This window comes from Tabrizicola sp. BL-A-41-H6, assembly GCF_050632395.1.
Taxonomy (GTDB): Bacteria; Pseudomonadota; Alphaproteobacteria; order Rhodobacterales; family Rhodobacteraceae; genus JAUYQR01.
Map to the genome: position 1 here is coordinate 2,084,662 of NZ_CP192600.1, position 12,715 is coordinate 2,097,376.

General features: G+C 61.0%; 10 protein-coding genes. 6 read left to right on the forward strand and 4 right to left on the reverse strand.

The window, feature by feature from the left end; all coding sequences use genetic code 11:
- Positions 1 to 105: 105 nt before the first annotated feature.
- The 6 genes from ACROUL_RS10230 to ACROUL_RS10255 all read left to right on the forward strand — a co-directional run bounded on the left by ACROUL_RS10230 (position 106) and on the right by ACROUL_RS10255 (position 6,583).
- Positions 106 to 978: a hypothetical protein gene (locus ACROUL_RS10230; protein WP_431299388.1), complete on the forward strand. Its 873-nt coding sequence runs from the start codon at positions 106 to 108 to the stop codon at positions 976 to 978.
- Positions 979 to 1,062: 84 nt separating this feature from the next.
- The gene (locus ACROUL_RS10235; protein WP_431299389.1) at positions 1,063 to 1,707 is read left to right on the forward strand and encodes a hypothetical protein; all 645 of its coding nucleotides are present in this window, start codon (positions 1,063 to 1,065) and stop codon (positions 1,705 to 1,707) included.
- A 30-nt stretch (positions 1,708 to 1,737) separates the two neighbouring features.
- Entirely contained in the window at positions 1,738 to 2,235 is a 498-nt protein-coding gene (locus tag ACROUL_RS10240) for a hypothetical protein (protein ID WP_431299390.1), read from the forward strand.
- Positions 2,236 to 2,391: 156 nt separating this feature from the next.
- Positions 2,392 to 2,550 carry a hypothetical protein gene (locus ACROUL_RS10245; RefSeq protein WP_431299391.1) on the forward strand — a complete coding sequence of 53 codons (159 nt, stop codon included), beginning with the start codon at positions 2,392 to 2,394 and terminating at the stop codon, positions 2,548 to 2,550.
- Between the two features lie 1,449 nt (positions 2,551 to 3,999).
- Complete coding sequence (yghX, locus tag ACROUL_RS10250) at positions 4,000 to 4,899, forward strand: YghX family hydrolase (protein ID WP_431299392.1); 900 nt, start codon at positions 4,000 to 4,002, stop codon at positions 4,897 to 4,899.
- A 295-nt stretch (positions 4,900 to 5,194) separates the two neighbouring features.
- Positions 5,195 to 6,583, forward strand: coding sequence for a hypothetical protein (locus ACROUL_RS10255; RefSeq protein WP_431299393.1), 1,389 nt, complete (start codon positions 5,195 to 5,197; stop codon positions 6,581 to 6,583).
- A gap of 378 nt (positions 6,584 to 6,961) precedes the next feature.
- On the opposite strand, the gene ACROUL_RS10260 is transcribed toward ACROUL_RS10255, so the two are convergent.
- The 4 genes from ACROUL_RS10260 to ACROUL_RS10275 all read right to left on the reverse strand — a co-directional run bounded on the left by ACROUL_RS10260 (position 6,962) and on the right by ACROUL_RS10275 (position 12,565).
- Positions 6,962 to 8,365, reverse strand: coding sequence for an amidohydrolase family protein (locus ACROUL_RS10260; RefSeq protein ID WP_431299394.1), 1,404 nt, complete (start codon positions 8,363 to 8,365; stop codon positions 6,962 to 6,964).
- A 314-nt stretch (positions 8,366 to 8,679) separates the two neighbouring features.
- Positions 8,680 to 10,218: a GTPase gene (locus ACROUL_RS10265; RefSeq protein ID WP_431299395.1), complete on the reverse strand. Its 1,539-nt coding sequence runs from the start codon at positions 10,216 to 10,218 to the stop codon at positions 8,680 to 8,682.
- Entirely contained in the window at positions 10,205 to 12,124 is a 1,920-nt protein-coding gene (locus ACROUL_RS10270; RefSeq protein WP_431299396.1) for a TerB family tellurite resistance protein, read from the reverse strand. The genes ACROUL_RS10265 and ACROUL_RS10270 overlap by 14 nt, the downstream gene beginning before the upstream one ends.
- Before the next feature lie 3 nt (positions 12,125 to 12,127).
- Complete coding sequence (locus ACROUL_RS10275; RefSeq protein WP_431299397.1) at positions 12,128 to 12,565, reverse strand: hypothetical protein; 438 nt, start codon at positions 12,563 to 12,565, stop codon at positions 12,128 to 12,130.
- Positions 12,566 to 12,715 lie beyond the last annotated feature (150 nt).

The window sequence follows — 12,715 nt, forward strand, 5'->3', positions numbered from 1 at the left end:
GCTCCGGCTTCGACCGAGATCACCCAACGGATTGCGCGATCTCGGCTGGCCCGCACGCCTCATCACCGCCCTCCGCCACTCCTGCTCGAACAGAAAGGCCAAGCCATGACCGCCGACACCAACGATCGCCTCACCTATATCGGCTCGTCCGATGCGCGCGGGATCCTCGCCGGGGATTACGACCGCATCTGGCGCGAGAAAAAGGGTTTCTTGCCCAAGCCCGATTTCACCGACAATTTCGCCGTCCAGATGGGCGTGATCGTCGAGCCCTTTCACGCGGCTTGGACGATCCGCAAGCTGAACGCCGAGCGCGATCAGGGCTTCGAGCATAGCCTTCACACGCCCTCGGGCGAACAGCACTTCGCCTCGGCCACCACCAGCGGCGGCGCGGTTCTCGGCTCGCATCCTGACGGCCTTGTGCGTCACGCCTCGGGCGCGGTCTACCCGCTCGAGGTCAAGCACACCGGGCGCTTCCAGAACGCCGGCGAGGCCGCTCAGTTCTACATGCCGCAGCTGCAACACCATATGTTCTGCTGGGGCGTAGACCGGCTGCTCTTCTCGGTGATCGTGGGCAACGACGAGCCCGAGCGCCTCTGGATCGGATCCTCGCCCGAATGGCTCGATCACTACGTCCAGCGGTGCGAGGACTTCTGGCGCTACGTGCGCGAGGACAGGGCTCCCCCGCCGAAGCTCTACGACACCGACGCCCCGATCGTTCCGACGACCGTGGCCGACACGGTGCCGATCAACGGCTTCAAGCGCCGGGACATTTCTGCCGACAACTATGTGCAGGCGATGGTCCCCGAGTTCCTGACCACGAAGGCTGCCGCCAAGCGGCACGACGAGATCAAGGACGAGCTGAAGAAGCTGATGAAGCCCGACGAGAACGAGCTTTACTCGCCCGCCATCACCCTCAAGCGGGACGCCAAGGGCGCGATCCGCTTCACCGTGAAAGAGGAAAAAGCCAAGGCGGCTTGACCGCTGCGGTTCGGTTGACCGCGCCCCCTTCGGTGAGGGGCGCGGCTCACCCGCCCCTTCGCTCACCCTTGTCAGGAGGAACCCATGACAAAGCAGGAAAAGATCGACGCGCCCGAGGCGCAGAACCTCCGCCTCTGGAACGCGCTTAAGCCCGTCGACAAGAAGTTCACCAAGAAGATTACGGGCAAAAGCTATCAGGGCGACAGCCCGAACCCGACCTATGTGATCCAGAAGCTCACCGAGCAGCTGGGGCCCATCGGGATCCGCTGGGGCTTCACCGTGGCCAAGGAAACCACCCGCTACGGCAAGCCGCACAAGATCCTCGTCGAAGACACCGTGCAGTTTGACAGCACCGGCGAGAAGATACTCGGCGGCACCAAGCGGTATGAAGTGATCCGCGAGGAAATGCACCAGGTCGAGATCGACTTCTGGATCCTCGACGATCTGGACGTGCGCCGGTCCTTCACCAGCTTCGGCGGCACGCCCATGCTCTACATGAGCAAATCGGGCAACTGGGTCCACGACGAGGATGCCGCCAAGAAGTCGCTGACCGACGCCTACACCAAGGCGGCCAGCTGGCTCGGCTCCTGCGCAGAGATCTTCCTCGGCATCTTCGACGGCAAGAACACCGGCACGATGCCCGAGCCTGACGCCGAGGATCCGGCTGGCGACGAGAAGCCGGAAACCCCGCAGGCCAAGCGCCAGACGACCACCCCGGCCGGCTGGTAACACCCCCCCACGCTCACAAAGGAGACAACCATGAGCGAACATGACAGCACGAACAGCGGCGTCTTCTGGCGCCCGCACGAAGACCAGATCCTCGCTGGTCAGGGCAAGCTGAACATCAACGGCACCGAAGGCCGGATCGTCATCATCAAGGAGCAGGTCAAGCGCGACGGCGAGCCGCAGCTGGTGATGTATCAGAAGATCGGCGTCCTCTTTCCCAACGACAAGAAGGACAACGAGCGCGCCCCCGACTTCTCCGGCCCGCTCGACCACGTCCCGAACCACCGCGTCGCTGGATGGGCTGGCAACAAGGACGGGCGAAAATACATGTCGCTCAAGGTCAGCCAGACCCAGCCTCGCGATCAGCAGGGCGGCGGTCAGGCCAGCAGTCAGAGGCAGCAGGATGATGGCTGGTCGCGCCCACGCACCAATGGCGCAGCCCAACGCCAGCAGAACGGCCAGGTGGGTGGCGTCGGTAACGGGCCAAACGGAAACTGGCGCTCCGACCTCGACGACGAGATCGTGTTCTGATGGCTGCTTGCATCTGTGACAGTCCCAACAGATGCACTGCGATGGACGCCTGCCGCCGTCAAGAGCGGCTGCGGGCGCTCAAGATCCTGCCGCCCATACGGTCGCAGAACGCTGTCGCGGCATCAAATGTGATCCTGTTCAAAGGGAGACAGCCCAATGTCCCTACGCCTCCGCGAAAGGCTTGAAGCCGCCCGCCTATTCTACACCGGGCTGGCGGTCGGCTTCATCCTTGGAGCTGCAACCATGGCCTCGCCCGCCCTGGCCATGGTCGCCGCGGGCATCCTGCTCTTAGACCTGATCCGCCGAGCCATCTGACGCAGGGGCAGAACGGAAAGGGCTTTGGTGTAACGCTGATCGAACGCGCCGTCGGCTACGGCCACGGCGGACCAAGGTACTTCTATAGCACAGATGCTTCGCGCAATCGGCAAACCCAGTCGGTCGACGCCATCAGCAGAATGGCGACCAGCCATTTGTGGTTTGGGCGGACAGCCGGAGACCGTTCAGTCTAGGATTACAGCGTGGATAGCTTCGGCTTTGGGACGCCTAGATGGAGCTTGTTCTGCTGCCCTGCAAGTTTTCGAGGTACCGGGCAGCGGTGGGCCAAATAATTGCCCATGAACGCACGCACTAATGATCGTCCTCGAGGCAGCGAAAAGGGACCATTTGCTACTTCACAACTCCGCTTGTGACCGTTGTCTGAGGCGAAGGAAGGGCACTTCGGAGACACTTTATGGGCCAGGGCGATTACTACGGGGCGTACTCAACAAGAGACGCAGTAGCGTGAAGGGCGGAGAGCTGCCCCATGCAGAGGCAGCATCGCATCCGCAGAACTCCGGGATAGCTGCCATTGGTGACTTGAGGGCATAGTGCAGTTCAGTGGGGCCAGAAGGCACGACACACGCGGGCAATCGATCCCGCTGCCGAGTACACAGTCCCTTCTATGCTCCCCGCGGTTTGACAAGCAAGCCGCCGGTGCCAAATGCCAAGAGGCGCGCGCTTCCGAGAGTGGCGCTTCAGTTTACGATGAGAGATGGCGAATGCGTTCGGGCGATCTGAGCTTGCCCAAGCGTCGCGCTCCATCCGACACTTGTGATTTCTCGTTTGTCTCAGGGAACATTTCGCCGATAACCCTAAAGTCCGGGAGACGTTTCCTTGCGTGCAGCAAGGTTGAAACGGAGTCGGTATCTAGAACGATGATTGCGAACCATTTCCCATCGTCAGGGTCCGCGCGAGAGAGCACGTCATTCACGGGGCAGGCCACTCGAACCTCGTGGAGCGCCTGTAACGCCGCAACACGCGCCTTGGAGGGGGAGTTGAAGAACTTTGGTTTCGCCAGCATTTCGGGTTCCCTACCTATTTTCGGCGCCTCGACCGTTGCCTGATTCTGACAGTTTGCGACCATGCAGGGCAAAAACGTGATTGCAGCCTGACCATTTCGCGGCATCGCAGAGCAAGGTCCGGGCCGGGCCTGGCACAGGATGGGCCGTACCGCCGAAGTTCCGATTGAACCCGACTACGACCTTCACTTTGAGCTCAGACTTCGTCACCAAGGGCGGCAATCTGCCACTCGAAATTTCAGTTTGGCGTGCGCCTGGCACTCTGAAGCAAACATTCTTCAACGCGCCGCCACGTCGCTACTCTGCGCATGTCCGGTCGCGATGGCGGCTCTCAAGGAAACCGATGCCATTACGGACTCACGCCAACGTGTGTTGGTAGGCCGGTCGCTTGGGGCGATGCTTTGCTCGCCAAGGACAGGAGCGTGCGATGAACCAACCCATGACGCGGATGACGGCGAAGGACTTTGCCCCTGAATTGCTGGAGCTCTACGACTTCTACGCCCATGGCAAGATCACCAAGCGGGAGTTTCTGGATCGTGCCGGGCGCTATGCGGTGGGCGGACTGACCGCTGTCGCGATCCTGGGCCTTATGAGCCCGAACTATGCGCTGGCGGAACAAGTGAGCTTCAATGACCCGGATATCGTCGGCGAGTATGTGATGTATCCCAGCCCCAATGGCCATGGCGAGGTGCGCGGCTATCTGGTGCGTCCTGCAGCTGCCGAGGGCAAGCTGCCAGCCGTGGTGGTGGTGCATGAGAACCGGGGTCTGAACCCCTACATCGAGGACGTTGCGCGACGCCTGGCCAAAGTCGGATACATGGCGCTGGCTCCAGATGGGTTGACCAGCGTTGGTGGCTACCCCGGGAATGACGAGGCGGGGCGTGAGCTGCAGTCGCAGGTCGACAGCACCAAACTGATGAATGATTTCTTTGCTGCGGTCGAATGGCTGATGGCGCATGAGGAGTCGACCGGTCGGGTGGGGATCACCGGCTTCTGTTACGGCGGCGGGGTCGCGAATGCGGCAGCCGTGGCCTATCCAGAGCTTGGCGGCGCAGTGCCCTTTTACGGTCGTCAGCCAGCCCCAGAAGACGTGGCGAAGATCAAGGCTCCACTTCTGATCCATTATGCCGAGCTGGATGAGCGGGTGAACGAAGGCTGGCCGGCCTATGAGGCCGCGCTAAAGGCGGCCGGCGTGCAGTACGAGGCCTATATCTATCCTGGTGTGAACCATGGGTTTCACAACGACAGCACGCCACGCTATGACGAAGCGGCTGCGGAACTTGCCTGGGAGCGGACGGTAGCGTTCTTCAAGGCGAACCTGGGCTAAGGCCCACTGGCCCGCGATCGCCTCTAAGGGCGGGAAGCGGCCTGTGAGGCTGCGGCATCGCATCCGCAGAAACCGACGACTGCCGCCGTTCGCTGACCTCATGCGGAACGATGCAAAGCGCAGATTGCCGACATTGAATGTGGCGAAGTAATCCACGACGACATTTGACTTTCTGACTGTCCGTTGCGCATCTTTAGCTGCCTCAGATGTCCAACTCGGTCGAAACGACGATGTCCTCAACACCAGAGGGTTTCTGTGGGAACTGTCACTTGTGGCCTCCATAACGGTGGGATGAATGAAGCGGATCACAGCACGGCGATTTGACGCGCTCTGTTACGTCAGGGCGCCATACATGCACTTAATTGCCGCAGAGGTGCGACACTATGAAACAGCAGACCTAACCAATCTTGGCTTGGTGGTATTTGACCGCACTGACCAAGATTTTGGCTACATCATCTTGGGCAGAGACCAGCGCAAAATTTTCAGGGTGCTGGAAGTTGGTAGCGAATGGTTCAGAACTCCGGATGAGGCAGAGGCCGCACTGAAAAAAGCGATCCAACCGTATGAAGCGGATGGTATGACTATTTATAGGCAAGGCGACGAGATCGAACCAACTTTTCATATTTTTGAGCCGGTGGCATCGGAAAAAGAGCGGCATCAATATTTCAAAGCCCTCGTAGATTCTGACCATCGGGAAGCAGCGCGAAATCTCATTCAGGAAATCGCTTATTCCTTTGTCGATGTCGATGGAAATTACGTTCAGCAATTTCAATCGACCGGCTTTGATCAAAGGCTATGGGAACTCTTCTTGTACGTCCTTTTTCACAAGGCTGGTTTTGAAATCGATAACTCTCACTCTGTGCCGGACTATTGCCTGTCGAAATTCGGATTCAGTGTCTTTGTCGAGGCCGTAACCGTTGGCCAAAACCCAGATTTTGACGTTCCAGCAAACAGTGCGGCCGAGATCGCAGAACTGTCTAAAGACTATATGCCGATCAAGTTTGGCAGCCCTCTGTTCAAGAAACTCAGCCGGAAAACAAAGTACTGGGACTTGCCCCACGTTACTGGCCACCCGTTCGTGCTGGCGATCCACGACTACCACGGCCTCGCGACGGAGGACACGCCCGGTTCGATGACTTGGTCAAGGGCGGGACTGGTCAACTATCTCTACGGGGTACGCGACGAAGTTGTGGTCGATGGAGACAGAGTCTCTCCCAGAATGGTGGTAGGCCGAACCGGACTTGAACCGGCGATCAGAGTGATCACGGAACACACGCACGGAACGAAGACGATACCTAGCCGCTTCTTCTCCCAACCTGGTGCCGAAAACGTTAGCGCCGTTCTGTTCTCGAATGGAGCAACGATAACCACCTTCGGCCGCATGGGGAAGATCGCGGGCCTCGGAAGTGCCAACGTCAAAATGCTGCGCATGGGGATGTGGATAGGTGAAGATCAAGTTAGCTCCGAGCCCTTTGTCACAGATGTGGACTCTTCGGATTACGACGAAGGATGGGGCGATACAGTGACCATGTTCCACAATCCTTGGACGAAGTTCCCAGTGCCTGACGAGCTATTTCCGACTATTAGCCATGCGATCTTCGATCCAATCACATGCCGCGTACACTACAAGTTTACGCCCAAGCACGTCCTCACCTCGATCACCAATGTGATTGTTCCTAAGTAAATGGGTGCAAAGACAGCGCGCCAAATATGTGAACGATTGACCGGCTATAGTTTTTTCGAGCCGAGGCCGGAGCCCGGTTAGTGCTTACGCCGATTGGCGCCGGTCGCTCAATTTGAAGGCTCCGCACCTAGTTCGCTTGCCTAGGACTGCTCGCTCCTGTCGCTGCGGCGCGCTCGGCTGGCAGCTTCGGAGGCCCGCGCCAAGAGGGTCGACCGGCAGCTTTGGGCCGAGCATGTCGGCCGAAGCCGGCTGATGCTCAACAGACCCATTGCTGCGCCGCCGTAAGTCAGCTTCGAGGCCTGAGCTGACCTGCCACTCGCGCTAGCTGCAGTGAAATCAATGAAGGAGGGTAGGACGCCGCTTGAGGGCTCCGCCCTCTCACAGGCTGTTCTTGTAAATCTGTCCGCCCTTCATGATGACTTTGAAGTTGGCTACAGGGTCTGCGATCAGGTCAAGCTGTGCGGCTGGGTCTCCGTCGACCAGTAGCACATCAGCGAAGGCACCCACTTCGATCACGCCAAGCTTGCCGTCATAGGGATTGCGCGGACCGCACAGAGCCAGCAGGTCGGCATTCCGGGCGGTCAGCAGTTGCAGCGTTTCGGCGGGCGAAAACCACTGTAGCAGCTTCACGGCATCCGCGCCCTGGGAGAGGTTCTGTTTGGGGTTGAATAGGTAGTCGGACCCGTAGGCCAACTTGACGTTGTGCTTGCGAGCAAAGGTAAAGGCGGTATCCGTGCCGTCGATCACCATCTGCTTCTTCTTTATAACATCCGGCGTCTGCGTCGGCGGCGCAGGGCTGAGGACCTGCAGGCTAAGGAAGATGCCATTGTCGGCCAGCATCTTGATGGTGTCTTCCTCCAGCAATTGCCCATGCTCGATGCACTTCACGCCCGCGTCGATGCAGCGGCGCACCGCCTTGGTGGTGTAGGCATGGGTGCAGACATAGGTGCCCCAATCGTCCGCCGCCTGAACCGCCGCAAGTAGCTCGTCGAAAGTATACTGTGCCACATCCAGCGGGTCATAGGCCGAGGCCGCCCCGCCGCCCGCCATCAGCTTGATTTGCGTCGCCCCGGCACGCAGGTTTTCGCGCACTGCCGTCAGCACCTCGTCGCGGCCATCGGCGATGAACGCAACGCCCATCAATTCCCCGACCGAGGTGGTGCCGCCAAACCTGCGCGAGCGTTCGTTCAGCGTGCGGAAATCGCCATGCCCCGAGGTTTGAGAGATCATCGCGCCACTGGGATAGATGCGCGGACCAACGGCCTCACCGCTGTCGATCGCCCGCTTCAAGGCGAACACTGGGCCGCCCACGTCTCGCACCGAAGTGAACCCGCGCAGCACCATCAGCCGGGCCTCTTCGGCGGCTATAGCGTTCAAGCTTTCGAAGGTCTGAGAGGGATCCATCATCGCAGCCTGACTGGACCCGGTCATGAACAGATGCACGTGGTTGTCGATCATGCCCGGCATCAGGGTGCGCCCGGCGCAATCGATTACCGTAGCGCCGTCGGGCGCGGTCATCGTGCCTTCGACAATCGCGGCGACCCGCTCTCCTTCGACCAAAACGTTCATCCCCTGCCGGACCGTCAATCCTAGCCCGTCAAACAGGGCGGCGTTGGTGAACACGGTCTGCGTCGCAGTTTGTGCATGGGCAAATCGTGGCATGCCAAGGACGCCTGCCGCAGCGGTGACCAATGCACCCGCCATGAAACTGCGACGCGGCACCTTCGCGACGGAGACACGGGCTTTGGGGCACTGACCGGCTCTCGTTTTTGGGGTCGCCATCGTTCCTCCGGCAGTCATCACTGTGGGATTAATCGCCGAAAAGCTGGCTAGGTTTAACCTATTTGTGTGTTGCGGCTAAGGCTGCGTCAATTGCTAAGATCAGACCTCGCTTTAGGGTTCGGTGATTTCGGTACAGGCATCCGGACCGGGTTTGTAACCAATGCCAACCGATTGTTAGACAGATATCATCGCGAGCATCCGAAGCGGACGCCGAGCACCTCACCCAAGCCCGTTAACCTGCCTATGCGAAGTCCCACTCCTGTCGCTAGCCGCCGGGGCCAAGAAATTTCACATATAGCGGAGTGAAGACCACTTCACCGCCCGAAGAGTTTCCCGGCGGCTAGGCGTCCGGCTTCCCAGATCCCGGATGCGCCTCGCGACAACTCCTGCGACAGGGAACTGCCCGAGTCGGCTCCCGTTATGCGTCGGCGGTTGCGCTGCGTAGCTAAGGCGTCTGATGCGCTGTGTGCGATCGTGGCGGTCATTTGGTCGAGGTTCCAGAAGTGCCCTTCGGAAACCACGGGGATCGCCTCGCGGCAGGACAGGTCGGCGCAGATTGCGGTGCTGGCGGCAGCGATGGTCTTCTGGGCCTCTGTTGGCAGGAGATGTTCGGGGTAGGGCCAGTCCGGAAGCAGTTGGTCCACCGCGTTCGCGACGATGGTTATGGGCGGCACCCGCCTCAGCGGGCGGGTGGCGAAGGCGGCCTCGATCATATGGAGCAACTCGACATCCGGTGCTCGTGCGGGGCGGTTGGCGCGGATGATCCAAAGGAGGTGGTCACATTCAAGAACCTGCGCGAGCAGCGCCTCGGCAACGGCGTCACTGCCGTCGATCCCCTGGCTGTCGATCACGGAATATGGCATCCCGTCGATGTCCAGCATGTGTCGGGTCAGGCCTGACGTGGTGGGGGCCATGTCGGTCTCGGCGATGGCGCTTCCCGCAAGCCGATTGATCACCGTGGATTTCCCCGCCGATACCTGACCGATTACAAGCAGGCGTATTGGTTCGTCCGGCTGGGCCAGGATGCGCTTGTCAAGATCGGCGGAGCCAAGCTCGATCTTCAGCAGTTCCTCGTCGGTAAACCGCAGGTGGCCGGCGTGCAGGTCAACGGCGGCGCGCGCGACCTCTTCCAAAATGATCTGCTGAACGATGGCGACGCTGAAGTTTTTCATCTCGCCGCCATCGGCCCCGCTGGTCACGGCCCCCTGGATTTCCTGCATGATGGCGGCCGGCGCGTTGGTGTACAGGCGCTGTGCGCGCCAGGCCCAGCCTGCCACGGTGGCACCGCGCTGAACCCAAGCCTTTTTTCCCCAGATCCAGAGGATCGTCTTCAGGCTGATCCGGTCGGAGAAGGGCACCATGTCATACAGGTTTCGCCGCAGGCGGATCATGACGCGGTCGGCCAGCAACAGGGCTTCGGGGATCGAGAAGTCCAAGGCGCTCTTCTGGCCCGCCGATAGCCGCTGTGCCGCCTGTTCGACTAGATTGAAGGCCAGCTTGCGCAAGTCGTCCCAAGGGCGCGGTTCCCGCGCGATTTCCGCGCACAGACTGTTGAACACCGCCAGTTCTCGCTCGGTCCATTCCAGGTTCGCAGCGACGATCGGAGCATGGTCTGTATCGACGGGCGCGGCAACCGCCTGCCTCTGGCGGGTCCTGCGGAGCAGCAGCAGGATAAGCCGGAGCAGGAGAATCAGGCCGAGCGTGATGCCGACGAAGGGCACCAGCCAGTCATGCTCGGCCAGCCAGAGTACGCCGAGTACAATCAGCGCCAACCAGGGCAGGCCGTAGATTAGGGCGGTGAGCAGGGCAGGGCTGCGCGCGATGCGCTTCAGGATCACCTCAACCTGCTGCATGGTCGCCATCCTTGATCTTGGCCTGCGAGAAGGCGGCAAGGTAACGATCCCGCAGCGCCTGCTCATCGACCGTGCGACCCGCTTTAGTGTGGTACATCCAGTAGGCCGCCGCGCGCCCCACGGCATAGGTCGAGGCAAAGCCGTAGCCTGCGGTCAGCACCGGAGCGGCCGTCTGGCCCACAACCGGGATCAATCCGGCAAGGCTGCGTCCAAGAATGCCGATCAGCGCGCCACCCACGACGCCCGTCCCGAGCGCCGAGACGAAGGCGATCAATCGGTCGCGGTCCCACGGTAGACCATAACTGTTCGCTAGTGCTGTGACCAAGGCGAGTTGCAAGGCAGGGGCTGTCGCCGCCCCTACCACGGGCACAGCCCCCGAAGCGGTCGCCATGCCCGCATAGCGCAGGACAGTCCCGCGGTGGGCCAGAAACGCGGCCTCTTCGGCGTCACTCGCCTTTTGCCGGTCCATCAGCATCGCGACGGACGGCAGGGTCGTGGCCATGGCTTGTTTCAGCCCCTCAAGGTCGGCTTTTGAGGGCATCGACAGGTCCAAATCGAGCCACGGCAGATCCTGCTTCGCGGCCTTTTCAAAGAGTGACTGGTTCGCCGACCTGATCCGTCTGCGTTCGGCCGGGTCGGCAACCTTGTCTGCCGCGGTGTGCAGGACGACGACAGGCAGCTCAGGCTTCTTCCGGACCACCTTCGCCAGCGCGTCCGCGACATTGCCCTGTACCGGATCGTCGAGGCGCGATAGCACGAGTATCATCTGCGATGCGTCCCCGTTCGACGCGAGATCCTGATCTGGGCGATAGCCCGCTTCGCCAAGCCCGCGCGTGTCGAGGAAGCGCAGCACAGGATCGTCCGCCGGAAAGTTGAATGCATCCGCCGTCCGGGTGCAGGGAACAAAGCCGTTTCCGATCTCGACTGCGCCCTGGCCCGTCACTGCCTGCACCAGCGAGGACTTGCCGGCGCCGGTCTTTCCCAAGAGCCACAAGACAGGGATCGAACGGTCGGACGAGACAGGGCTGCGCGAAGCCCCCTTTCCGCTTCCCCACAGCGCCGACACTCCGTCCGTCACGGTGGACCAGAGGTAAGAAGGGGCCGCAGTGACATAGTCCAGCGCCGAACGGGCCGTCTCGGTCCAGCCGCCCGCTGCCTTCTGGAAAATCCGGTCTGTCCGCGCGATGGCGGCGAGTTCAGCATCGTGAAGGACGCCATCCGCCGCAGCGATCTCGGTAAGAAAGGCCAGAAGCTCGGCCTTCAGCGTTTCGAAATTGCAGTCGGGGTTGTCGCGCTTGTAGACGGCCAGGGCCTCGGCAATCTCGTCGACGCTGCGGCCTTCGGCACTACGCTCGATGACGGGCAAGGCCGCGGCGACGTAGACCGGATCAAGGCCCCATTCCGCGATAAAGTAATCGGTGATCGCCGCTCGCTCGGCGTCGTCGACTTCCTCTGCATCACGCGCCACGCGAATGGCCAGCGATGCCATCAGGTCGAACAGCGCCGCCCCGATCACGTCGATGGGCGTGTTGATGAAGGCCGGCACCTTTTGGACGCGCGCGCCCTCGTAGCTGCGGAACAGGCGCAGGACGCCGTAGCACGCGGCGCCGCTGGCGACGGCGGCCCCGACCACCCATCCGACGGGTGTGACCGCAGCGCCAAAGCCGAGGGCCGCAAGCCAGCCACCGCCGAAGAATGTGCCTGCGACGGCGGATGAGCTCGCCGCCAGCCCGCCTGCCGTTGCCGCGGTTCCGACCTGCCAGAGATCGCCCACCAGACGCGCGGTCTGCAACGACGCAAATGCATCCTCACCGATGGCGAGTTTCGCCTTGAACTTCAGCGGCTCGGCGACAACCCGACCGACGCCCTCAAAACGACTGATTTCGTCAGGGATTACCGTTGCCAAGATTCATGCCTTCACGGCGGCGAGTTGTGTCTGAAGGGCCGCAACCTTGGTCGACCAAGCGGACGACCGAAAATCGGACAGTGCGCCCATCGTCAGACCCGTCGCCAGCATGATCGGACCGACAAAGGCAGCAAGCAGCGGTCCTATCAGCGGTATGGTCCCGACAATCAGAGTGACGATGGATGCGACAACAACGCCGAACAGGGTGCCGGGGAATGTCGTCGCGATATCCAGCGCGACAGCCAGGATCTTGCGACCAAGGGACACGACCGTTGAGCCGACAGTCCATGTGACCTTTGCCAAGTCGCGGAGGACGGCCTTAAAGTCGGCCGATACGTCCAGTTGATCGATGAGGGCGGTCAGTTTCCGAAGGGGAAGCGACAGGTTCAGTTCCTTCAGGATATCTGCGTTTCCTAAGTTTTTCGGGTGCGTAGGCGACATGAATGGCCCTTCCGTGTGCGTCGCTTTATGTACTCTGGAGCATCATTACTCGCCAACAGAAATGTCCGCCTCGGCATTGCAACGGTTGTTGGGGTCAGGACTCGTTCTCGATTCATAGCCAGAACATGACGGTTGCGGCGAGGGCTAGGC

What these genes read in the sequence shown, in the direction of transcription:
- ACROUL_RS10230 (WP_431299388.1), top strand. Translation starts at nt 106, where the DNA reads ATGACCGCCGACACCAACGATCGCCTCACCTATATCGGCTCGTCCGAT.
- ACROUL_RS10260 (WP_431299394.1), bottom strand. Translation starts at nt 8,365, where the DNA reads ATGGCGACCCCAAAAACGAGAGCCGGTCAGTGCCCCAAAGCCCGTGTC.
- ACROUL_RS10240 (WP_431299390.1), top strand. Translation starts at nt 1,738, where the DNA reads ATGAGCGAACATGACAGCACGAACAGCGGCGTCTTCTGGCGCCCGCAC.
- ACROUL_RS10275 (WP_431299397.1), bottom strand. Translation starts at nt 12,565, where the DNA reads ATGTCGCCTACGCACCCGAAAAACTTAGGAAACGCAGATATCCTGAAG.
- ACROUL_RS10245 (WP_431299391.1), top strand. Translation starts at nt 2,392, where the DNA reads ATGTCCCTACGCCTCCGCGAAAGGCTTGAAGCCGCCCGCCTATTCTAC.
- yghX (WP_431299392.1), top strand. Translation starts at nt 4,000, where the DNA reads ATGAACCAACCCATGACGCGGATGACGGCGAAGGACTTTGCCCCTGAA.
- ACROUL_RS10235 (WP_431299389.1), top strand. Translation starts at nt 1,063, where the DNA reads ATGACAAAGCAGGAAAAGATCGACGCGCCCGAGGCGCAGAACCTCCGC.
- ACROUL_RS10265 (WP_431299395.1), bottom strand. Translation starts at nt 10,218, where the DNA reads ATGCAGCAGGTTGAGGTGATCCTGAAGCGCATCGCGCGCAGCCCTGCC.
- ACROUL_RS10255 (WP_431299393.1), top strand. Translation starts at nt 5,195, where the DNA reads ATGAAGCGGATCACAGCACGGCGATTTGACGCGCTCTGTTACGTCAGG.